This is a genomic window from Bradyrhizobium sp. LTSP885 (assembly GCF_000938305.1).
In the GTDB taxonomy this organism is placed as follows: Bacteria; Pseudomonadota; Alphaproteobacteria; order Rhizobiales; family Xanthobacteraceae; genus Bradyrhizobium.
Genome location: NZ_JYMT01000038.1, coordinates 87,792 through 109,082, shown reverse-complemented (window position 1 = coordinate 109,082; position 21,291 = coordinate 87,792). Strand labels below are relative to the sequence as shown.

At 62.0% G+C, this 21,291-nt stretch carries 19 protein-coding genes; 10 read left to right on the top strand and 9 right to left on the bottom strand.

All coding sequences use genetic code 11. The features are described 5' to 3' along the window. Window positions 1–162: 162 nt before the first annotated feature. The gene (locus UP09_RS24365) at window positions 163–1,770 is read left to right on the top strand and encodes a TadE/TadG family type IV pilus assembly protein (protein ID WP_082070263.1); all 1,608 of its coding nucleotides are present in this window, start codon (window positions 163–165) and stop codon (window positions 1,768–1,770) included. 58 nt (window positions 1,771–1,828) lie between these two features. Here the strand turns inward: UP09_RS24365 and UP09_RS24360 are convergent, their stop codons facing one another. Continuing rightward, window positions 1,829–2,860 (bottom strand): MDR family NADP-dependent oxidoreductase, encoded by a 1,032-nt coding sequence (locus UP09_RS24360; protein WP_044541189.1) that lies wholly within the window; start codon window positions 2,858–2,860, stop codon window positions 1,829–1,831. Window positions 2,861–2,944: 84 nt separating this feature from the next. On the opposite strand from UP09_RS24360, the gene UP09_RS24355 reads away from it, so the two are divergent. Further along, complete coding sequence (locus UP09_RS24355; RefSeq protein WP_044540833.1) at window positions 2,945–3,568, top strand: TetR/AcrR family transcriptional regulator; 624 nt, start codon at window positions 2,945–2,947, stop codon at window positions 3,566–3,568. A 164-nt stretch (window positions 3,569–3,732) separates the two neighbouring features. Here UP09_RS24355 and UP09_RS36625 read toward each other — a convergent pair whose 3' ends face one another. After that, the gene (locus UP09_RS36625; protein ID WP_063840159.1) at window positions 3,733–5,310 is read right to left on the bottom strand and encodes a class I SAM-dependent methyltransferase; all 1,578 of its coding nucleotides are present in this window, start codon (window positions 5,308–5,310) and stop codon (window positions 3,733–3,735) included. Between the two features lie 429 nt (window positions 5,311–5,739). Beyond that, on the bottom strand, window positions 5,740–6,342 hold the full coding sequence (locus tag UP09_RS36425) for a CGNR zinc finger domain-containing protein (RefSeq protein ID WP_052833198.1): 603 nt from the start codon (window positions 6,340–6,342) through the stop codon (window positions 5,740–5,742). 74 nt (window positions 6,343–6,416) lie between these two features. Between UP09_RS36425 and UP09_RS24340 the strand changes: the two genes are divergently transcribed. Both UP09_RS24340 and UP09_RS24335 read left to right on the top strand, forming a co-directional pair. Next, on the top strand, window positions 6,417–7,094 hold the full coding sequence (locus UP09_RS24340) for an AzlC family ABC transporter permease (RefSeq protein ID WP_052833197.1): 678 nt from the start codon (window positions 6,417–6,419) through the stop codon (window positions 7,092–7,094). Beyond that, the gene (locus UP09_RS24335) at window positions 7,087–7,392 is read left to right on the top strand and encodes an AzlD domain-containing protein (RefSeq protein ID WP_044540832.1); all 306 of its coding nucleotides are present in this window, start codon (window positions 7,087–7,089) and stop codon (window positions 7,390–7,392) included. The genes UP09_RS24340 and UP09_RS24335 overlap by 8 nt, the downstream gene beginning before the upstream one ends. A gap of 50 nt (window positions 7,393–7,442) precedes the next feature. Here UP09_RS24335 and UP09_RS24330 read toward each other — a convergent pair whose 3' ends face one another. Further along, window positions 7,443–7,964 (bottom strand): ParB N-terminal domain-containing protein, encoded by a 522-nt coding sequence (locus tag UP09_RS24330; RefSeq protein WP_044540831.1) that lies wholly within the window; start codon window positions 7,962–7,964, stop codon window positions 7,443–7,445. A 337-nt stretch (window positions 7,965–8,301) separates the two neighbouring features. On the opposite strand from UP09_RS24330, the gene UP09_RS24325 reads away from it, so the two are divergent. After that, window positions 8,302–10,080 (top strand): MOSC and FAD-binding oxidoreductase domain-containing protein, encoded by a 1,779-nt coding sequence (locus tag UP09_RS24325; RefSeq protein WP_044540830.1) that lies wholly within the window; start codon window positions 8,302–8,304, stop codon window positions 10,078–10,080. Window positions 10,081–10,317: 237 nt separating this feature from the next. Here UP09_RS24325 and UP09_RS24320 read toward each other — a convergent pair whose 3' ends face one another. The 3 genes from UP09_RS24320 to UP09_RS24310 are packed head-to-tail and all read right to left on the bottom strand — an operon-like array spanning window position 10,318 to window position 12,844. Beyond that, window positions 10,318–11,145 (bottom strand): ABC transporter substrate-binding protein, encoded by an 828-nt coding sequence (locus tag UP09_RS24320; protein WP_063840158.1) that lies wholly within the window; start codon window positions 11,143–11,145, stop codon window positions 10,318–10,320. Window positions 11,146–11,180: 35 nt separating this feature from the next. After that, on the bottom strand, window positions 11,181–11,945 hold the full coding sequence (locus UP09_RS24315) for an amino acid ABC transporter ATP-binding protein (protein ID WP_044540829.1): 765 nt from the start codon (window positions 11,943–11,945) through the stop codon (window positions 11,181–11,183). A gap of 2 nt (window positions 11,946–11,947) precedes the next feature. After that, entirely contained in the window at window positions 11,948–12,844 is an 897-nt protein-coding gene (locus UP09_RS24310) for an amino acid ABC transporter permease (protein ID WP_044540828.1), read from the bottom strand. 137 nt (window positions 12,845–12,981) lie between these two features. Here UP09_RS24310 and UP09_RS24305 point away from each other — a divergent pair, with 137 nt between their 5' ends. Next, window positions 12,982–14,247, top strand: a complete 1,266-nt coding sequence (locus UP09_RS24305; protein ID WP_082070261.1) for a M20/M25/M40 family metallo-hydrolase — start codon at window positions 12,982–12,984, stop codon at window positions 14,245–14,247. A 145-nt stretch (window positions 14,248–14,392) separates the two neighbouring features. Then, on the top strand, window positions 14,393–15,391 hold the full coding sequence (locus UP09_RS24300) for a LacI family DNA-binding transcriptional regulator (protein ID WP_245302176.1): 999 nt from the start codon (window positions 14,393–14,395) through the stop codon (window positions 15,389–15,391). 197 nt (window positions 15,392–15,588) lie between these two features. Here the strand turns inward: UP09_RS24300 and UP09_RS24295 are convergent, their stop codons facing one another. Then, the gene (locus UP09_RS24295; RefSeq protein ID WP_044540826.1) at window positions 15,589–16,344 is read right to left on the bottom strand and encodes a DUF2786 domain-containing protein; all 756 of its coding nucleotides are present in this window, start codon (window positions 16,342–16,344) and stop codon (window positions 15,589–15,591) included. Window positions 16,345–16,748: 404 nt separating this feature from the next. Here UP09_RS24295 and UP09_RS24290 point away from each other — a divergent pair, with 404 nt between their 5' ends. Beyond that, window positions 16,749–17,426 carry a nitroreductase gene (locus UP09_RS24290; RefSeq protein ID WP_044540825.1) on the top strand — a complete coding sequence of 226 codons (678 nt, stop codon included), beginning with the start codon at window positions 16,749–16,751 and terminating at the stop codon, window positions 17,424–17,426. A 201-nt stretch (window positions 17,427–17,627) separates the two neighbouring features. On the opposite strand, the gene UP09_RS24285 is transcribed toward UP09_RS24290, so the two are convergent. Further along, entirely contained in the window at window positions 17,628–19,172 is a 1,545-nt protein-coding gene (locus UP09_RS24285; protein ID WP_044540824.1) for a flavin-containing monooxygenase, read from the bottom strand. Between the two features lie 150 nt (window positions 19,173–19,322). On the opposite strand from UP09_RS24285, the gene UP09_RS24280 reads away from it, so the two are divergent. After that, window positions 19,323–19,748: a hypothetical protein gene (locus UP09_RS24280; protein WP_197082731.1), complete on the top strand. Its 426-nt coding sequence runs from the start codon at window positions 19,323–19,325 to the stop codon at window positions 19,746–19,748. Next, the gene (locus UP09_RS24275; RefSeq protein WP_044540823.1) at window positions 19,745–21,076 is read left to right on the top strand and encodes a GAF domain-containing protein; all 1,332 of its coding nucleotides are present in this window, start codon (window positions 19,745–19,747) and stop codon (window positions 21,074–21,076) included. The genes UP09_RS24280 and UP09_RS24275 overlap by 4 nt, the downstream gene beginning before the upstream one ends. The last annotated feature ends 215 nt before the right edge of the window (window positions 21,077–21,291 follow it).

The following is a 21,291-nucleotide window of genomic DNA, read 5'->3' as shown; positions in this document are numbered from 1 at the left end:
TGCGTAAGGAAGCGTTTGTACCATCCGCGCTCAGATTTTCAGCCATCGCGTAGCCATCCGCATCGTCCCCGCCAGTGAGAGGCGCTGAAGTGCCTCGAACATCCAATTTCAAATCAAACAGATTGAGCCGCCGTCGTCGGCCGCGCTGAGGAGTGTCTCGGAATGCACAAGCAGGCCCCCGTTGCAAACAACAAGCCGTCGCCTTCCTCTCGGCATGCCGGTGGTCTCCTGCGTCGATTTTGCCGTAACACCGGGGGCAACATCGCCGTCTCCTTTGCGATGGTGATGCTGCCGATCGTCGCCGTCGTCGGTTGCGCGCTCGACTATGCCCAGGCCAACCGGATCAAGACGAAGCTGCAGTCGGCGGCGGATGCCGCCAGCGTCGCGTCGGTGTCCTCGAAATCCGCCGGCTACCTCGCCGCATCAGCCATGCTGACCAACGGCCCGGTGCCGGCCGGCGTGGCCGAAGCCAACAAGATCTTCAACGGCAATGCGAGCACGATCACCGGCTATAACGGTCTGTCCGAGACCAGCACCGTGACGAAGACTGGTCCGACGCTGGCATCCAGCGTAACGTTCACCGCGCAGGTCCCTGTCATGTTCCTCAAGGTGATGGGATGGCAGACCCTCACGGTCACGGGCACCTCGAGCGCAAACTCCTCGCTGCCGCTCTATCTCGACTTCTACCTGATGCTGGATGTGTCGGGATCAATGGGGCTGCCCTCGACCAACAGCGAGCAGACGCGGCTGGCCGCTATCAACCCGGACAACTTCGTCCAGTATCCGACCGGCTGCACGCTCGCTTGCCACTTCACACCGCAGAACAGCGCTTGCACCGATTCCGGCACCCAGCAATATCCGACCAATAATTATTGCATGGGCTATGCGTATACACGCGTGAGCCAGAGCGCGCTCACGAGCCTTGTCAGCATGAAGTCGACCAAGAGCGCCCCCAAGCAGGTTCCCGGTCTGCCGACCTCGATGGTCTCCGGCCTGCCGGCTTCGCTCAACACTGATCCCACATGGGGGATGTCGGCGGTGTCGTCCTGTCCCACTCCCGGCACCGATTCCTGCATTCAGTTGCGCGCCGACGCCGTCGGCTACGCGGTGAACCAGTTGTTCTCCACCGCCAATGCGACCGAGAAGGTCGCCAGCCAGTTCAGGATCGGCCTCTATCCGTTCATTCAGAATCTCTACGCGTATTTTCCGCTGACCAGCGCCATCGACGGATCGGCCACCAACCCGTCGACGATCAACTATGCTGCGGCTAACCTCGCCTCCCAGCTCGACACCAACACCAACGGGAATCTCGGTTCGGGTGGCACGCATATCGACACCGCGTTCTCGACCATGAACTCCACGATTGTATCCGTCGGCAACGGCAGCTCCGCGGTGAACACCCTGCCCTACGTCTTCCTGATCACCGACGGCGCACAGGATCCGCAGATCAAGGGCGTCAATTCCGGCCCGTGGTCGGGCAGCAACCATGCGACCGTGATCGATCCCACCAGCATATGCGCGTCGCTCAAGAACCGCGGCATCATCGTCTCGGTGCTCTATATTCCCTACGCACCGATCCAGAATCCGAATCCGTCCTTTGCCAATGACGAAGACGACGCCGCCAACAACAACATCCCGAGCATTCCGCCCAGCCTGCAAAGCTGTGCATCATCCGGCTATTTCTACACGGCGAACACGCCGGCCGATATTACCACCGCGCTGAACGCGATGTTCAACCACGCGCTGGTAACGGCGCATATCACCAACTGATCGCGCACGGCTCCCGAAAGCAGGCCGGACGCGCCCGCGCGTTCGGCAGTCCGACCTCTCACGGCACGACCAGGACGGCGCCGAAGAACTCGCCCCGGCTGGCCTTCGCCAACGCCTCCGGCGCATGCCGCAAGCCGCGGACGATCTCGTGCGGAAAGCGGATTTGTCCCGCCGCCGAACAGCGGCCGAGATGGCTGTCCCATTCCCGGCGCGCGTCGGGGTCGTCGTCTGCGCTGTAGCCGCGGATGGTCAGCTTCTTGAGCAGCAGCTTGAACGAGTCGAGCTCGACCGGCGCCCGGCGTCCAGTCCCCTTGGCGTCGAGTTGACCGGAGAGCGCCCCGATCACGAGAATCCGCGCCCTCTCGCGCGCCACCTCGACCGCGGCTTGCAGCGCTTCGCCGCCGGCAGAATCGAGGACGGCGTCGATCCCCTGCGGTGCGGCTTTCGCCAGTTGCCCGGCCATCGCCCCCGCGCCCCGGATCACGGCCGCGTCGTAGCCGAGCTCGCGGATCAGCCGGTCTGCCTTCGCCCTCGTGCTGGTCGATCCGATCACCTTATCCGCGCCAAGCAACCGCGCGATCTGCCCCGCCATCGATCCGATGGCGCCGGCCGCGCTGGAGATGAAGACGGTGTCGCCGTGGCTGATATTCAGGCCACGCGTCAGCGCCGCATACGCCGTCCAGCCATGGCTGAGATGCAGATTTATGTCAGTGACATCACGGCTGACCTTGAGGCAGTTGGCGACCGGCACCGCGGCGTAGTCCCGCCAGCCATAGTGATGCAGCACGAGATCGCCACGGCCAAGGGCGTGTCCGTCGGGCGCTGCGATCACCTCGCCAAGGGCTTCCTCCCGCAGCACCTCCCCGACCCGAAGCGCCGGAAACGGCACGCCTTCGACATTCTCGGCACCTTCGCTGATCATCATGCGGATCGTCGGTGAGAGACGGAACGCGATGTTGCGCACCAGCACCTCGTTCGCCGCCGGCCGCGGCAACGGCGTCTCGACGATCGCGATGACATCAGCCGTGGGAAGACCGCTAGGCTTCCTGGCGAGCCGGGCTTCGAGGCCGGTCGAGGGCAACACGAACATGGCGATCTCCATCCGGACGCAGTCCGGTTGCCGAACCGGATAGATGTGAGCTAATTACTCACATTATTCGCCGGGATCGGAAAAATGGCTACTCGCATTTCCAAACGCTCGCGCAGCATGCGCAAACAGCCGCGACAGGCGCGTTCTCGCGACACTGTCGACGTGATCGTGGAGGCCGGTGCTCAGGTTCTGGCGCGCAAGGGCTGGTCCGGTTTCAACACCAACGACGTCGCGGCAGCGGCGGGAGTGAGCATCGGCTCGGTCTATCAGTACTTCCCGGACAAGCTCGTCCTGATCGACGCGATCAGGCTCAGACACCTCGACGCGGTCCTGAAGGTGTTCGATCTGCCGTCGCGCGACGACGAGGCTCTGGAAGACCGGGTCGGCCACCTGATCGACGGGATGATTGCGTCCCATCATCTCCATCCCGGCCTGCATCGCGTTCTGCTCGACGAGGTTCCGAGGCCCGACGCTGCATCCGCCGACGATCAACACTTCGACCAGGCCTATCGGCGGCGCTTTCGCGCGTTCGTCGCGGCGGCGACAGGCCTAAGGGCGTCCCATCTTGCGTTGGCGGCTTCGGTGATCGCCGCCGCCGTCGAAGGTATGGTTCACGAGGCGATTCGCCTCGACGCCCGGCTAGCGCGCCGCTTCAGGGACGAGATCGTGAACGCCGTGGTCAGCTATCTGCAGGCGAAAAGACGGTAACGAGGACCGATGCGATCAGAGGGCTTTCGAGCGATGCGATACCGGCTCGCACGAAGAAAGCGCGTGAAAACACAAGCCTGGACTGGAGCTTCGGGTTCTGACTCAATCAGAACCCTCTGTGACCCGGCTTCGCAAGCTTGCGACCCGGACTCCGACCTGGCGTATTACCCACCTAGTCGTTCGGCATTGGCGGCGACCGTCTGGCGAATTGGCACCATTACAGCGGCCTGGGCGGTTAGCATCAGCATTCCCATCATGTTGAGGCTCGAGCTCGCCCGACCGAACCACGCGCGCGCGAACCTGCTTTGTGCCTCCGCCCAGGCGGCCGGGCTGGAACAGCAGCTCATCTCTATCGTGGCGCTAGCGGTCGTCATGACTTCCTCGGATGCCAAGCGCATCATCTTCCGGCTCGCTTCGCCCGACTGGTCGAGCATGACCATGCCCGCGGCCGAGAATGCCCGAACCTTCTCCGGGACCATGCGCGCGAACTCAACGTGATCGGCGTGCATGGGATCCAGGACAGCTGCCAACCCGAGCGCCACGCGCTTGGCGATGATCTTCGTCGTAGCTTTGGCGAGGTCGTTGCCGCGGCTGGCATTTTGCCTTGCCATGGCCAACATGCCCTCCGTCGTATCCGCACGGGATACATTGCCGTTCGTGGCTGTCATCTGTGGTTCCTTGATTGTCGTGAGGTTTTCGAATCCATATTCTTCGTGGTGCGATGTCGGAGATGTCCCTCCGGCAAGAGTGTTTGCATTCATGGTGGGCAGGGAAGGCGCGTTCGCCATCGTGACATGCACCAGGCTGGGAACGGCATGCCGGGCGACCGGAATGTGATTTGTCATGTCTGCCAGCATGCGCGGCAGCCCTCGCGGAGCCCGGTAGTCGAGAAGCGCGACGGTGGCGACACGCGGGTGCCAGCTCCGCAAGGTCGATTCAAGTTCGTCGCGGTTGATACCCCAGGGCATAGCCGGAAGGCGGTAATCTGGGGTCTGGTTCAGCCCCCATAGAGTCAGACGCGAGAACCAACGCGGGACGGCATCGAACACGATCTCCGTGGTGGGAAACCGATCGGCGATGTTGGTGAAAAGTCGACGTACCGTTTCAGGCTCAAGGTACATCAGCAGTCCCTGGGCGACGATGAAAATGTCGAACTGAGGGTCGACTGCGTCCATCCACACAGGGTCGAGCACGCTTGCGGCGCAGTGGCAAAAGCGGTGACTCGGCGCCAGGAAGCGCTCCCGCAGTCGGATCGCGTCCGGTAGATCCACGGATAGCCAGCGTAACCGACCATTGTCGACGCGATGACCCTGCGTTTCCAGGCCCTCTCCGAGCGACACGACGCACCCGTCCGGATGGTGCTTGAGCCATGCCCGCAATGCCCGGTCGATTTCGGCCGCGCGGGCCGCAAGAGAGCCTACGGGATCGCCGAAACGGCGGGCGAAGTCATAATCGATCGCCGATCGGATGCGCACACTCTCGGGATCAACGAGCACGCCATCAGGTCGCATGGTCTCGCTTGCGCGATTGTGCAGCGACCAGAGCATCGTTTCCGAGACACCGTCGAGGCCGGGCACGATGCCTTCGCATGACTGGGTTTCGCTACGGTCGGCGCATGACTCTCCGGGTGCGACCTGCTCCGCGACGGTCGGAACGCCAAAAACCCCTTCGCCAGGATGGCATCCCTTGTCGACGACATCGAAGCTTTCGATCTCGAAGCGCGCCGTAGTCAGTATATCCACAGCTGCTTCCTCTTCGGTAGCGGTCGGTGAAGAAATCAATGATCGTATCAAATGCTTTCGCAACACACTTCGATGTGCGACCTCATGACGAGCAATCTCTCTATCTTCACGATTGTCTTTTGGCCGTGATGTTGGTCAGGGCGGCAGCGACTCGCCACTTTTGAATCAGCCGTCTCAAACGTTCGTATGCGTACCAAGTAGGCGCGCGCCAAACAGTTCCGCGACGCGCAATTTATCTCGATCATGACTCGGCATTTATGGGTCGCCTACGTGTCCGCGGCGAACAGCGAAATGAGCGCGACAGTTGAGCTGTTTTGACCAGACAGCACGCTGTCACGTCGCTAGATTGCGAGCGTGTCCGCCGAGATCGTCAATGCCGCGGTCAGCTATCCGCAGGCGAAAAGGCGGTGAGATAGCCGTTGCTCCTCCTCACGACACGCCCTTGCGCTTGGCATAGGCACGCCGCGCGCGCTCGCGATTGCCGCAGACCTCGCTCGAGCACCACAGACGCGTCCGGTTCGGGCTCTCGTCGACAAAGAACCAGCCGCAGCCCTGCGCCTCGCAGCATCCGACGCGCTTCGCGTCATCGGACGCCAGCAGCGCGGTGAGCGACCAGAGCACCGGCCACAGCGGCTCGTTGATGTCGGTCCCCGCGAGGGCATGGCGATATCCCCGATCCTGCCGCACCAGCTCAGGCTGACGAGGCGCCACTGAGAGCATCCGATTGACCAGCCGAAGCTCCGCGGCATGTCCGGCGCGTAGCCTGTCTGCGATGGTCCAGATGTCGCGACGTAACGCGTACGCCGTCTGCATTACGGCAGCGGCTTCGTTGCTTGCCGCTCGCGGTCTCAGCTTCCGGCTCGCGGCATCGGGCAACGTGCCGCGGCGCTCGCTCCACGACAACAACGCCGCGTAATCCGGGACGAGTTCTTGCGGATCATCAGACGTTCGCCAGTCGAGCGTGTTCGCAAAATCGAGGCAGACCCGCCCACCGAAGAATTGCGTCGCCGCCCGCGCGGTATCCCTTGACATCACAGCCTCTCACGACATCTAATCTAATGGTCATGACCATTACAAGCGCTCGACCGGACCCGCGCACCCCCGTGATGACCGCAGCCGGCCTCAGGCGAGGCCTGGTGGCGGCACTGCCCTTCATTCTCAGCAATGGGCTCGCGGGCCTCGTGATGGGACTGACCTATAAGGGTCTCGGGCTCGGAGCGCTGCAAGCAATCCTGTTCAGCCTCCTGCTCTATTCCGCCACGGCCCAGGCGATCATCCTGAGCATGTGGGCGAGCCCGCTGCCGATCGTCGCGATGGTCATCGCATGCATTGCCACCAATTCGCGATATTTATTGATGGGCGCCCATTTGCGCCAGCTGTTTGACGGATTGGCCAACCGCAAGATCCTGCCCAGCCTGTTCCTGCTGGCGGATGCGTCGTGGCTGATGACGAGCTCGGACGCGGAACGCAACGGGCCAGACGCCGGCTATTTCCTCGGCGCGAGCATCCCAATGGCGGTCGGATGGATCGGCGGCACCGCGCTGGCCTATGTCGCGCCGCTGACCGCGAACGGATCGCTCAGGCTCGCGGCGGCCTTGCTGCCGACGATGTTCATCGCGACGCTCATTCCGAGCCAATGGAAGGGCGCGAAATCGCTTTGGCCGTGGCTCACGTCAGGCGTCGTCGCGCTTGTGGTCGCGCGGTTTGTCGATCCGAGCTGGTCGATGCTGATCGGAGGCGGATGCGGCACGCTGGTGAGCATGATGGCGAAGACCGATGGATGATTTGCACCTTCTCGGCGCCATCGCCGTGCTCGGCCTCACCTGCTATGCCATGCGCGTCGGCGGATACGTGCTGGCGACATCGTTGCGCGACGACGGCTTCGTTGCCCGGTTTCTCCGCCTCGCGCCCGGCAATCTGTTCATCGCATTCATCGTCGCCGGCTGCCTGTCCGGCGGGCTGCCCGGCCTCATCGGGACGCTGGTCGCGCTGGTGACCATGGCGTTCACCGCGAGGGAATGGGCCGCGCTCGGCGCCGGATTCGGTGCGGCGTTGGCGACTGCGGCGCTCGGGACGTCGTGAGCTAAGATGAAGTGCCTGATCAGTTCGGCAACGTAAGGCCGAGCCAGCAATCAATATCGCTCACCATCGCGCTTTTGTTGGGTGATCCAATCCGACAACGTTTTGGGCCTTGATTCGGACAGCCCGCGATTTGATTGGCTCGGTGCCTTGAGATTGCTACGGGAACCCTTCTCCGAACGTTCAGCTGATCGCGTTGCCGTACCCGCTCCTGACGCAGCGGTAAGTTCATCGGCAGCCTGTTTTTCGAGGCGCAGTTTTTTCAAGCGCGCCATCTTGTCGCTCTCTGCTTGTGCTTCGGCGCTGTGAAACGATTGCGTCTTTGGCTGAGCAGTATCGGCTGACACAAGGAGCCCGATGATTGTTGCTTCGCCAAGAGACTTGCAGGCTTCGAGCCGATGCAGCCCCTCGACGAGAACAAAGCGGCCTTCGTCGGGCCGAACGAGAATCGGGGCCTGTTGTCCGATTTCCAGCATGCTTTCGGCGATTTCCTGAACCAGCTCAGGCTTGAGAGCTTTCTTTCGCTTCACCGGAACGTAGATCTTGTCGATCGGGAAGCTTTCCGGTTTAGGCATAGCTTCTGCTCCGTAGTGACCAAGCCTGGAAGGAATGACCGCTTCTGGCGCGTGGCGGGCGTTATTTGACGAGCATAATAGCAGGCCAACATATAATTGCTTGTGCCTCGTGCGCCAGCTTGTTGCAGCGCGCTGCGCTTGGGTCAACGACGCAGATCGCGTTGCACCTGCAAAAAGCGATTGGCGGCCACTATCGCCATACCCTGCCAAGCTGTTCCACGGCAGATTTCCACCACCACCCATACATTGATATGATCGAATTGTTCCGAAGGCACGAATAGGAAGTGCAACGGCTATCTGAGGCATTTGAGGCAGCACAAAATCGTTGGGCAGAGTCATGGGACGCTTGCTTTCAGTCAATGTCGGTCTGCCGCACGACGTGAGTTGGCAAGGCAGGACGGTCCATACCGGCATCTGGAAGGCGCCGGTTGAAGGCCCTCGCATGGTGCGCCGGCTCAACATCGAAGGCGATGGACAAGGGGACCTCAACGGACACGGCGGCGAACGCCGCGCCGTGCTTGTCTATCAGACGGATTCCTACCGGTATTGGCAGAACCAATTGGGACGAAACGATTTCGTCTATGGGCAGTTCGGAGAGAACTTCACCGTCGATGGCCTGCCGGATGCTCAGGTGTGTGTCGGTGATCGCTACCGGATCGGGAGCGCCTTGTTCGAGGTGACGCAGCCGCGCGTCACCTGCTACCGGTTGGGCATTCGCATGAACAAGCCCGAAATGGCCGCGCTGCTGGTCAAGCACGGCAGACCCGGCTTCTACTTTCGTGTGCTGGAGGAAGGAGAGGTGGAAGCCGGCGACGAGATCACGCAAGTGGCGTCCGGGCCCGAGCGCATAAGCGTGTCCGAGATCGATGCGCTGCTTTACATGCCGGGCCGCTCCCGCGACCAACTGGAGCGCGCGCTGCGCATCCCGGCACTGAGCGTCGGCTGGCGCAAATCCTTCGAGACGCTGCTCGCAGAGGACGAGCGCAAGGGAGATCACAAGGGCGCGGTGACGACGGGAAGCGCTGGATTCAATGCGGCGTCTTCCGGGACGGCTCCGGCATGGCGCGGATTCCGGCCGCTTCGCGTATCGCGCAAGGTGCGCGAGAGCGGCAACGTGACCTCGCTGCTGCTCGAACCCGTAGACGGACAACCTATCGCCACGGCTCTCCCCGGACAGTTCATTGTGCTGCGGCTGGAGCCGGCATCTGCGCCCCCGCTGATGCGCAGCTATTCGCTGTCGGGAGAGCCCCGCGCCTCGACCTATCGCGTCAGCGTCAAGCGGGAAGCCCATGGTGCGGTCAGCGGCTATGTCGACGACAACCTCAGGGTTGGCGACGTCGTGCAAGCAAGCGCGGCACGCGGCAGCTTCACGCTGCGGCCGGGCGATACGCCGGTTGTCTTGTTGAGTGCCGGGATCGGCGTGACGCCGGTGCTGGCGATGCTGCATGCGTTGGCCGCCGAAGCATCGACGAGGGACATCTGGTGGCTATATGGAGCCCGTAACGGCCGCGAACATCCGTTTGCCGAGGAGGCGCGCGGACTGCTCAAGGCGCTGCCCCACCATCACCGCCACATCTACTACAGTTCGCCCAACCCCGAGGATCGGCCCAATGTCGATTTCGACGCTGCCGGACGCCTCAATACGCAAGCGCTTCAGGAGCTCAATCTGCCAAGCTATGGCGACTTCTACATCTGCGGACCTTCGACCTTCATGAGCGATCTGACGGCCGGCCTTGCCGCCCTCGGCGTTGCGCGAAATCAGATCCATACCGAGATGTTCGGTGCCGGTCCCTCCAACACCCCGGGTATCGCGGCTTCGCCGCTTCCATCGCCTCATGTCCCGGCCGGGCCTGCCGGCTCGGGACCGCTGGTGACGTTCGCCCGGACAGGACTGAATGTGCGATGGCAGCCAACATTCCACAGCCTGCTCGAATTGGCCGAGGCGTGCGACGTGCCGGTGCGGTGGGCCTGTCGAACCGGGGTCTGCTACACCTGCGAGACCGGGCTTGTGGCTGGCAAGATCAGCTACGCCCCGGACCCGGTCGACACACCGGCCGACGGCAATCTCCTGATCTGCTGCGCGCAACCCCAGGGCGACGTCGTGATCGATTTGTGACCGCATGATAAGCCTGCCCCGTGTGCAACGACGCCGGGCGCTCATCTGGGGGTTTCGGCCAGCCCCTATGAGATCAATACGATATGGCAGAGAGAGCGTCAGTCGAATCCTATTGAAAGATAATGCATTTTCGACCCTCCGGGGCCAAAATCCACCATTTGAGCTACGGCCGAAAAATGGGGTTTCGCCTCCAATCTTTTCGGCGAGGTGCACAGTCGACGGCTCCCGGGCGCGTTTTCAGGGCTGACCGTTGATCATGGCTTGCTCGATTGCACTGTCCGTGAGGTCCCATTTACGCAGCAGGTCCTGATAGCTGCCGTCGGCAATGAGCGCGGCAAGCGCTTGTTTGAGCTTCTGTCCAAATTGCGAGTCGTCCTTGGCGAAGCCAAGCCCCATTTGCTGGACAAGGAAAGGTTTTCCGAGAATCACGTAGCGGTTACCCTCGATCGTGTTCTGGTACGGGATAGTTTCCGCGCCTTGGACCGCCGCATCCGCGCGACCCTGGTTCAACTGCAACCGCGTATCCGGTGATCCGTCTGTGCCCACCAGGATCACCGCAGGCTTGCCGGCAGCGGTGCAATGGTCGTCGCTCCATTTCTCGATCGCGGCGGGCCAGACCGTACGACGCGCTGTGGCGACCCGTTTGCCGCACAGCGCGTTCATATCCTGAAAGCGTGCGGCGTTGACCCGTAGCGTGAAAAATACCGAGTTGGCATGCAGATAATCGAGAAAGCTTACACTTGCGCGGCGCTCCGGCGTGTCGGCCATGCCGGCGACCATGATGTCGGCGCGCTTCGTCTCGATCGAGCTGATCAGCTGGTCGAAACTCGAGTCGATCCATTTGACTTTGATGCCCATCTTGGCAGCAATCGCGTCGACGATGTCGACATCGAATCCAATCAGCTTGCCGGACGCAGGGTCCTTGAACTCGAAAGGAGGATACTTCGGCACAGTCGCCGCATTGATAACAGTCTTCGTGCCCTGCGCGCAGGTGACGCTCGCAGCTTGGCTGAACGCGACCGCGAATGCGCCGGCGGCAAGATAAAGGCGGGATCGTGAAACCATGATGTTCCCCTATGCGCCCCGATGGCGTCGACCGGCTAGCTCAGCACTGCAGAAATGAAGTCGCGCGTACGGGCCTGGGTTGGCCTGCCGAGGACCTGTTCGGGCGATCCGCTTTCGACCACCAGTCCCTGGTCCATGAACAGCACCCGGTTCGCAACTTCACGTGCAAAGCCGAGCTCGTGCGTCACGACGATCATGGTCATTCCGGTTCGGGCGAGATCGCGCATCACGGAGAGCACTTCGCCGACCAGTTCCGGATCGAGCGCGGAGGTCGGCTCGTCGAACAGCATCAGCGCCGGTTTCATCGCCAGAGCGCGTGCGATCGCAACGCGCTGCTGCTGGCCGCCCGACAGCGCAATCGGGTAAGCCCCGCATTTGTCTGAAAGTCCGACACGCGCGAGTAGTTCATGGGCCTCCAACTCGGCCTTCTTGCGCTCCAACTTGAGGACTTGAACCGGGCCTTCGATGACATTGTCCAGGGCTGTCTTGTGCGGAAACAGGTTGAAGCGCTGAAATACCATGCCGGTCGCGAGCCGCTGTCGGGCTATCTCGCGTTCGGAGAGTTCAAACAATTTGTGGCCCGTGCGACGGTAGCCGACCAGTTCGCCGTTGACCCACAAGGCTCCGCCATCGACAGCTTCCAGCTGATTGATACAGCGCAGGAAGGTGCTCTTTCCCGATCCCGACGGGCCAACGATGCACAGCACCTCGCCGCGCTCGATCTCCAGATCAATGCCCTTGAGGGCTTCGAATGCGCCGTAGGACTTGCGCAGGCCGACGGATTTCACGATCGGATTCACGTCTAGTTTCCAGTTCGCGTAATTGCGTCGGATACTCCCGCGCCGCGTGCGAAATATCGCTCGATCCGTGCCTGAAGGGCGGAGAGCACGGTGACAACGACCACGTACCAGATACCCGCGACAATCAGCAGCTCAATGACCCGGTTGTTCGCGTAGTAGATGTTTTCCGCGCTATATACGATTTCCGGAAACTGGATCACGCTCGCGAGCGACGTCAGCTTGACCATGCCGATGAGTTCGTTGCCGATCGGGGGGACGATTACGCGCATGGCCTGGGGCAGGATGATCCGACGCAGCGCCTGCAGGCGGGGCATCCCGATCGCCTTGGCGGCCTCGTATTGCCCTTTGTCGACGGACAACAGGCCAGCGCGCACGACCTCCGACGTGTAGGCCCCCTGATTGATGCCCAGCCCCAGCAGTGCAGCAAGGAAAGGCGTCATCACCTCTACGGTTGGCAGTTCGACAAGTCCCGGAATACCGAGAGTGGGGAACACCAGTGCGAGGTTGAACCACAGCAACAGTTGCAGCAGCACAGGCGTACCACGGAAGAACCACACATAGGCCGCCGCCGCCCAATTGATCACCGGATTGGCCGAGAGCCGCATGATGGCAACGGTCACCCCGATCGAAACGCCGAGCAGCATCGCCAACGCGGTCATCAGCACGGTGTTGCCGAGGCCGGCGACGATGCTGTGCACGGTGAGATATCGTCCGACGAACGCCCATTCGATCCCGCCGTGGGCGAACGCCATCACGACCCAGGCAGCGAGCGCCGCGATCACCGCGCCGCTGACATAGCGGCCGACGTGCTTCCGTCGCACATGCTCAAATTGAGAAATGTCCTCCGCGAGGTCATCTCGCCCGCTCATGACGGAACTTTCGCTCGATACGCTTGCCATGCAGGTGTCTTCGTCTTCCCACGATGCTCGCTTCACAGGCGATCGCGCGATCACTCGCAACGACGCAAAAATGTTGTTACTTGCACTTAGTAAATCGATTTACTATCGTGACACTACGATAACCGGGGAAAATGTCAATGCGCCATATGACGAAAGACGACCTGCTCGCCGAGATCGAGCGCGACCGCGCCTCCCACATCGCTTTTCTCCAGGCGTTTATCCGGGAGCCCTCCCCCAATCCGCCGGGCGATACGCGGCAGGCTGCGGCGGTCGTGGCGCGTTACCTCGCGCACCGCAACGTCGGGGCGTCGATCGTGGCGCCCCGCGAGGACCTGCCCAACGTCGTTTCCGAATTCGAGGGAGGACGTAGCGGACGGCGACTCGTGATGAACGGCCATATCGACGTGTTTCCGGTGGGTGACGGCAAGGGCTGGTCGCGCGATCCCTGGTCGGGCGCGCTGGAAGATGGCCACGTGCATGGCCGCGGAGCCTGCGACATGAAAGCAGGAACGGCCGCGTCGGTGATCGCGTTCAGCTACCTTCACGCCCAACGCGCCGCGCTGGCGGGCAGCCTCTGTCTGACCGCGGTGTCGGACGAAGAGACTGGCGGACGCTGGGGTAGCCACTGGCTGCTGGAAAACGATACGCGCTGGCATGGCGACTGCATGATCAACGCGGAACCCGGCGGTCTGCAGACCGTCCGTTTTGCCGAAAAGGGCACGTTGCGGCTGACCTTCACGGTACGGACCGCTGGCGCGCACGGCGCATATCTGCACAAATCGGAGAGCGCGACGCGCATCGCCGCGAGCCTGATCAACCGGCTTGGACAGATCGAGACGATTGTCCCCGACCTGGCGCCCTCGTTGCGAGCCTATCTCGCGTTGCCCGAAGTGCGCGCAGCAGCGGATCGCGCGATGGGCGCCGGCGCCGCCGACATCATGACCTGCCCGACGCTGAATATCGGCACCGTCCAGGGCGGCTTGAAGGTCAACATGATTCCCGCTTCGTGCGTCTTCGAGGCAGACGTTCGATTGCCCATCGGTCTGGACGCCGACCGGGTCATGCAGACAATTCATGCCATTCTCGCCGACTATCCGCAGGCAGAAGTGGCTGTTCAGGAAGCCGCAAGCAACCCTTCGAATTCGTGCGCGCACGACCATCCGATGGTCAGCATTCTCGCACGCAACGCCGAGGCCGTCTCAGGTGTGCGCCCGGTCGCGATTCCCTCGCTCGGCGCCACCGATTGCAAGTTCTGGCGCTATCGCAAAGTGCCCGCGTATATTTACGGGCCGGCGCCGACGCGCATGGCTGCGGCCGACGAATGCGTGGCAGTCGAAGAGTTCATAACGGTCATCAAAACCCACGCGCTGTCGGCATGGGACTACCTGACCGGCGGCAACTAGTCTTTCCACGCCAGAGAAGAGTTGTGCTACGCCCGCAGCGACGCTCCAATCTTTTCGATAGTATGGATTCGGCAACCCGGCCTGGCCCTGTCGTCCGACTCGAAATATCCCGGAAGCGAGCCCAATGGCTGACAAGAGAGTGACGATGGCTGACGTCGCGAGGGTGACGGGCGTTTCGCCCGGCGCGATATCGCGCATCCTGAATAACGACCCGACGCTCAACGTCCGAGAAGGGACCAAGGAGACCGTCCGCCGCGCAATTGCGGAGCTGGGCTACATCCCCAATCCACAGGCGCGAGGCCTTCGCCTTGCACGTTCGGGCAGCCTTGCGATGATCGTGCCTGAGATCAACAGTCCAGCATTCGTCGCGATCATTCAGGGAGCGCAGCGCGCGGCATATGAACTCGGATATTCGATGCTGATTGGCGGCATCGGCCCCGAAGGTGAGGACCCGAACCTGGCTGCGCGCATTCTCTCCAGCAACAGGGTCGACGGACTTCTGATCTCCACGGGTAAGCAGGAAGCGAGACAATTGGCCGCCGTACAGCAACTGCGGGCGCCTGCCGTGCTCGTCAACCGCTACCTGAACGAACGGTTTCCGCATGTCGTGCTGGATGACGAAGCGGGCGTGGCGCTCGCCATACGTCATCTGGCAGAACTCGGCCACGAGCGGATCGGATTCCTCGGAAGCACGCGCCGCTTCCTCGGGACACGGCGCCTCGCGGGGTTCAAACACGCGATCGCGCAATGCGGCCTGCGCTTCGACAAGCGGTTTGTGGTCAATTGCGGCTATGACCGTGAGGGCGGCGAAGCAGGTGCGCGTACCGTGCTCGCCCTCGCCGACCGTCCTACCGCGGTCTTTGCCACCAATCATCTGGTTGCCGCCGGTGCGTTGCGCGCGGCGCAAGAACTCGGATTGAGTGTCCCGGACGCCTTATCTGTCGCAAGCTTCTACGACGGGCCCGTTGCAGATCTGCTGACTCCGGCCATGACGGCGGTCGCCTATCCCCTCGACCAGCTCGGCTACGAAGCGGTGCGAATGCTGGTTCGCCTGATCGCCGGTGAAGCACCAGCGACCATCAGTGTAACCATTCAGCCGACTGGACTCGTCATCAGGCAATCGACCGGCACCATATCTGGATGATCGTAGCGCAGGCCACCAAACCGTATGCGGAAAGTGCCATCGAAGATAGTGAGACGCGAAAATGGTGAGATTGAAGGCCATGATCGCTCAACCCTTTGATCGAGGACTCGTCGGGCCGCCACTGTTTCGCCTCGCAACATCCTCGGTTTGCCAGAGATGTGCAGCAGGCTTGGGGCTTACCCCTTGGCCATTGCTCCTTACGCGCGCTGGCGGTTGCCTTTCGGCGGCCTTGAATTCACCGGCTCTGCAACCGCGGGATTGATGGCCAACGACGCTCCGGCGACACCCCCGGCTTCATAGGCCGTCAGCGACACCGTGCGGCCGGTGCCGCGCCGCGTCCGCAAATTCAAGTCGAGCTTGCCGAACTCGGCATCGACGATCGAGGCCTTGATGACAACGAGGCCGCGGCCGGTGCTGTGGTTCACCTTGTCGCGACCGGCCTTCATTGCTGTCAGCTTGTCCGCTATGGACGCAACCATCCCCAGCGCAAAGGAGGCGTTCGCCAGATGCCGCTCATTGTGCCTGAAGCGTCCATAGTCGGGTGTGCTCTTGTAGCGGCCGAGCTCGAAGCGGACGGCGGTGTCGAGCAGTTCGGTCAGGTAGTGCGCGACTTCGATATCCGAGCGAAGACCGAAGAAGACATACCGGCTCTCGCCGACTTGATTCTTCTCGCGCCAAACCCGACAGTCGCAGAAGTTCGCGACGGCGCCGATGCAGTCATCGAGCGGGATTCGCTTCTTGCGGTAGGTCTCATACGCGCGGCGCTCGCAAGGCGCCTTGCGTATGTCGATGTCGGTCAGCGACAGGTCGTAGCGATCGAGCAACTCGGCGACTTTGGCAGCTGCGGACAGCGCCTCGTCCTCGGTGCAGCCATTGTCGATGGTCTTTGCGCGCAGCGCCTGGATACGCATCTTGAGCTTGTCGAGCGCAGCAAGATCGGAGTTTTGGTCCACTGATACGTTACCCCAGGAAAGGGCCGACCAAACTGACGCCCTGGCGGTCGACTGGCGGAGAGAGTGTCAGTCAATCCTCATTGAAAGATCAAGAATTTTCGACCTTTCCAGACCAAAACCCACGATTTGAGCAACAGTTTGAAGAGCCTACAACCCGTCCGGATGGTGCCGTCGCGCCGGTTCGCTGTGGCTCCCGCCAAAAATATCGAAAACAACCCCATGCACAGTAGCCGGCGACCGTCGCAACCGACCGTTGGGACCGAAAACTTGACACGTCGGGCAACTCAGCGGCACAATTTCATCATCACCAAATCCGCTAAACGACCACGGGCACGCAACGGATGCTGTCCGCTGTAGCGTCAAGCGAAAGCTGGTTCAGGACTTATCCGGGGAATCCCACAGAGATGAAGTTTGATGACGTCATCCTCGGTCGCCGGAGTATCCGCGGTTACAAACCTGATCCAGTACCCAAGTCGCTGATTGCAGAAATCATTGGTTTGGCGATGCGCGCTCCGTCGTCGATGAACACCCAGCCCTGGAATTTCTACGTCATCACCGGCGAACCGCTGGATCGGATCCGCGCCGGCAACACCGAGCGGATGGCGGCGGGCATACCGCAGTCGCGCGAATTCCGCCCGGGTCAGGCCTTTGCAGGCAAGCACCGCGACCGGCAGGTCGGCGTCGCCAAGCAATTATTCTCCGCGATGGGGATCGAGCGCGACAACAAGGACAAGCGCCAGGACTGGGTGCTGCGCGGCTTCCGTCAATTCGACGCGCCGGTATGCGTGATCATTACCTACGACAGGGTGCTGGACGGGAGCGACGATACGCCCTTCGATTGCGGCGCCGTGGCGACCGCGCTGGTCAATGCCGCCTGGTCTCGCGGGCTGGGCGCCGTGATCAACAGCCAGGGTATCATGCAATCCCCCGTGGTGCGCGAGCACGCTGGAATAGCCGACGATCAAGTCATCATGAAAAGCATCGCGCTGGGTTGGCCGGATGAAACCTTTCCGGCCAATGCTGTCGTGTCGGAGCGGAAGTCTGTCGAGGAAGCGACGGTGTTCGTCGGGTTCGATAACTAGGCGCGCGCACGCGCAAAGGGTGCTATCCAGTATACGTCAGGCGAAACTTCTTCACCTATGATCGGAAGCTGCATCGTGACAGTTTCAATGCATTGACGCGATCATGTTCCGTGTGGACGACAGCTCGACGTCGGGGTCGTTACTCACAATAATTTGTGCACTGTCACCGTAACCCTGGAGGGTGGTTCAAGGTTGGTTGGATCATGCGGCTTGCACCTCGGTCGTTGCAATCACAGGCTTTATACGCGCCATCTCCTCGGGCGTGAGCGCGTCCTCGGTGATCGCTTTGAACGAACGCGCCGCCGCCATGGCGCGGGTCGGCGCGTCCGGTTCGGCATCAGGGCCGGTCAGGCGGAACGAAGCCGGCGACAAAGGGCCGAACCACAATGCGCGTTCGAGCGTCGGCCATGCCGCGGGACGCGGCTCGACACCCGCATGGGTGGCAAAGAGCGTTGCCAAGGCGTGCATGGGAACATCGCGCGGACCACTTCGACGTGCTCTTGCCGTCGAAACGCCCTCTTGCATCGTTTCGATGGACGGCATCGGCCGCAGCCCCGCCCACAAGTACGCAAGCCAACGCGCCTGCAATTCGAGCACCGGGAAATAGGGGCCGATCAGTGAATAAAGGCCAATGAAACCGAGACCATCCAGATCGGGATGCAGCGTGTGGTCGTGCAGGTCGACGTGGTGGCCGTCGAGACCAAGGGTCGCCGCGATCGTCTCGCTGACGAACGGCAGCGTGAGCTTGAAGCCGGTGCCAAGAATGACCGCATCGAAGGCCTCGCTGGATCGGTCGGCAAAGTGCACGGTTTGGCCGTCGACCGCTTCGAGCCACGGCCGCGATCGGATTCGTCCTTCCGCCACCAATGCCAGATAGTTCTGCGACTGGGTCAAGCCGGCGGCGAAGATGTTGTCGTCTGGCTTCGGAGCACCAAATTGCTCGGGGCTGCCGCAGTTCTCCAGCACCATTTGTTTCATCCCCGCGGCGATCGCCTCCGGCGGCAGCACCCGTCCGGCCTGCGCGGCAAAACGCGTGAAAGCAACGTGATCCGTCGGCACCCCGGCAAGGAGCTTTTGCAGGACATAGCGCTGGCGACGCATGGCGACGCAGACCTTCGCGCCTGATGCCGCCAATTCGCTTGCGATTTCGAGCGCGCTGATTGAACAGCCGGCAACGAGCACAGATTGCCCGCGATAGAGCTCAGCCCCTTTATATTGGGAGCTATGGATGGCGCCGCCGCGGCCAGCAAAACCACTCAACCCGGCAATTGCGGGTACGTCGGGGGCCGTGCAGCAGCCCGTCGCGACCACGACGCGCGAAAAGAGTTCCGATACAGTGCTCTCGCCGCGTCGCGAGCGGACGATCCAGCCCGTCCCGGCATCCTGATCCAACCTTTCGACGCGGGTCGACAGACGGAGATGGGGCTTGAGGCCGGCGTTCTCGGCATATTGCTGCAGGTAGGCCAGCATATCGACCTGGCTCGGATAGACACTGGTGCCTGCAGGATGATCGAGATCGCTGAAGGCGGTCAGTACCCGGCTCGTATTGGTGCACATGCCCGGCCAGACAGCGCTCGAAGGCGAGTCCGCATTCCATTGCCCGCCTACCACCGCTGCAGCCTCGAAGACGACCGGATCGAAGCCATGCTTTTTGAGGAAGCGCGCTGCGACAAGGCCGGCCGGGCCGCCGCCGATAACGGCGACGGTTCGTTCAGGCATGTGGATCGGATCGAGCGAAGCATTCATGGTGCCAGTCCTCTGCATGGTTGGCCGAAACTCTACGCTTCTCTGGATCGCGGCCTTCCTAAATGATTACTAAGCGCCCGCTCCCTTATGCCGGGAACAGACTGCAACCCAATCGACGCCGTGCTGGCTACCTTCCTGGAAAGCCCGGTGATGATCATCGTTGGAAGCTGCGACGATGGCCTGCTGCCGCAAGTTGCCCGGGCGGCCGGCGCTGTCGTCGATCGTGCAAAAGGTCGCGTCGACCTCATCGTCTCGGGCTGGCAATGGCCGCAGACCATCGCCAACATCGGGCGCAATGGGCGTCTCGCCGTCACCTTCGCGCGGCCCGCCGACTATGTCTCATACCAACTGAAAGGTCGCGCCGCGATCGTTCCAGCATCCGCCGCCCATCGGCAGCGTGCGCAGCACTATATCGAGGCGATGACCGAGACGTTCGCGGAGCTCGGCCTCGATCAGGCGGTCGCGGCGTCCTGGCTCGTCGATCTGGAGCCGCAGGTCTTGCGCCTCGCGGTCGAGGCGATTTTCGTGCAGACGCCGGGCAAGACGGCCGGCAGTATGCTTGAGCCGTCTCAATGACGATCCGCCTGCGTGACCTCCACACCTGCTTCGAGGGTGTCATTCCTTCGATTATCGCGACGGCGTCGTCAGATGGCATTCCTAACATCTCCTACCTCTCGCATGTCGCGCTCGTCGATGACGAGCACGTAGCGCTCTCGGACCAATTCTTCTCGAAGACCGCCGCCAACATCCGCGCCAACAACAATGCCGCCGTCATGCTGGTTGATCCGCGTGATGGCAGCCAATACCGGCTGTCCGTGGTCTTTGAGCGCTCGCTCGACAGCGGCGCGCTGTTCGAGACCATGGCGGCTGAGCTCCGCGCCAGCAGCGCACAACTCGGGATGGCCGACGTGATGCGCCTGCGCGGCGTAGACATTTATCGCGTTGCGTCAGTGGCGGCTATTCCGTCGCCGGGCGCGGCAATCGCAATCTCGTCGCCGGCGACGAGCGTTTATCTCATCGCGGCGGCGACGCTCTGCGGCCGTATTTCCGAAGCACGCGAGGTCGACGCGATCGTGGACGCGGTGCTGGATGGACTACGCGACAGCTTCGGTTGCGCCAACTCCATGCTGCTCGTGAAAGATCCCGCCGGCGAACGTCTGGTGACCGTCGGTAGTCGCGGCTATTTGTGGAGCGGCATCGGCTCGGAGTTGACGATCGGCGAAGCGATTATCGGAACGGTAGCCGCCGAGCGCCGCACCATTCGCATCAACGACATGAGCCGCATTCGCCGGTTCGGTGACGCCATCCGTGCGGCGGCGGTTGACGAAAATCAGACGCGCACGATCGCCTTGCCGGGTATAGCCGATGCCATGAGCCAGATGGCGCTCCCTATGATCGCGGGAGGCGCCTTGCGCGGCGTACTCTTTCTCGAAAGCAAGAAGCGTCTCGCTTTCCCGAAAGACGTGGAAACGGCTCTCTCGATGTTGGCAAGCAACGCGGCGGCAGCCCTTGCGCTTGCCGACAACACCAGTGGCAATGAACAATCGCTGGTCACGTCCCAAGGCAACGGCGCCTTGGCGGGACGACCATTTAGCGTTGTTCACCACCTTTTTGACGACAGCGTGTTCATTGACGGCGAATACTTGATCAAAGGCGTTTCGGGTCGGCTCCTGGTTCATCTGCTGGGGTTGCATCTGCAAGAGGGTCGGGCGGACTTTACCAATCGCGAGATGCGGCTCTCCAACGAATTGCGATTGCCCGATTTCAAGGACAATCTGGAGACCCGGCTGCTCCTGCTCCGACGGCGGCTGGAGGAGAAGGCTGCTCCAATCCGACTGCTGAGAACGGGTCGCGGAAAGCTCAGGCTGGAAATAGCCGGACCGGCGCTTCTCGAATCACGATGAGGAGCAGTATTGGGGGAACGGCCGTTGTTGGCCGGCCACGCCAGTAGATTTGGGAAGCTCCGCTTGGCGCAAGCTGCGTCTTCGGCATGCACGCCTTTCAGCTAACGCCCTGCGTTCGGATATGGTTGGAGTTCGTTGAGCCCAACGACGAGATAGGCTCCGCACCAGTTTCGCACCAGAAACGACCTCAACAAAGCGCAACAAGCGCGATCAAA

Bases quoted from the DNA above. Each gene is read 5' to 3' on its own strand.
- UP09_RS24355 (WP_044540833.1), top strand. From the start codon at position 2,945: ATGGCTACTCGCATTTCCAAACGCTCGCGCAGCATGCGCAAACAGCCG.
- UP09_RS24365 (WP_082070263.1), top strand. From the start codon at position 163: ATGCACAAGCAGGCCCCCGTTGCAAACAACAAGCCGTCGCCTTCCTCT.
- UP09_RS24310 (WP_044540828.1), bottom strand. From the start codon at position 12,844: ATGGCAAGCGTATCGAGCGAAAGTTCCGTCATGAGCGGGCGAGATGAC.
- UP09_RS24280 (WP_197082731.1), top strand. From the start codon at position 19,323: ATGATCATCGTTGGAAGCTGCGACGATGGCCTGCTGCCGCAAGTTGCC.
- UP09_RS24325 (WP_044540830.1), top strand. From the start codon at position 8,302: ATGGGACGCTTGCTTTCAGTCAATGTCGGTCTGCCGCACGACGTGAGT.
- UP09_RS24335 (WP_044540832.1), top strand. From the start codon at position 7,087: ATGGATGATTTGCACCTTCTCGGCGCCATCGCCGTGCTCGGCCTCACC.
- UP09_RS24290 (WP_044540825.1), top strand. From the start codon at position 16,749: ATGAAGTTTGATGACGTCATCCTCGGTCGCCGGAGTATCCGCGGTTAC.
- UP09_RS24340 (WP_052833197.1), top strand. From the start codon at position 6,417: ATGACCGCAGCCGGCCTCAGGCGAGGCCTGGTGGCGGCACTGCCCTTC.
- UP09_RS24275 (WP_044540823.1), top strand. From the start codon at position 19,745: ATGACGATCCGCCTGCGTGACCTCCACACCTGCTTCGAGGGTGTCATT.
- UP09_RS36425 (WP_052833198.1), bottom strand. From the start codon at position 6,342: ATGTCAAGGGATACCGCGCGGGCGGCGACGCAATTCTTCGGTGGGCGG.
- UP09_RS24320 (WP_063840158.1), bottom strand. From the start codon at position 11,145: ATGGTTTCACGATCCCGCCTTTATCTTGCCGCCGGCGCATTCGCGGTC.
- UP09_RS24330 (WP_044540831.1), bottom strand. From the start codon at position 7,964: ATGCCTAAACCGGAAAGCTTCCCGATCGACAAGATCTACGTTCCGGTG.
- UP09_RS24285 (WP_044540824.1), bottom strand. From the start codon at position 19,172: ATGAATGCTTCGCTCGATCCGATCCACATGCCTGAACGAACCGTCGCC.
- UP09_RS24305 (WP_082070261.1), top strand. From the start codon at position 12,982: ATGCGCCATATGACGAAAGACGACCTGCTCGCCGAGATCGAGCGCGAC.
- UP09_RS24300 (WP_245302176.1), top strand. From the start codon at position 14,393: ATGGCTGACGTCGCGAGGGTGACGGGCGTTTCGCCCGGCGCGATATCG.
- UP09_RS24360 (WP_044541189.1), bottom strand. From the start codon at position 2,860: ATGTTCGTGTTGCCCTCGACCGGCCTCGAAGCCCGGCTCGCCAGGAAG.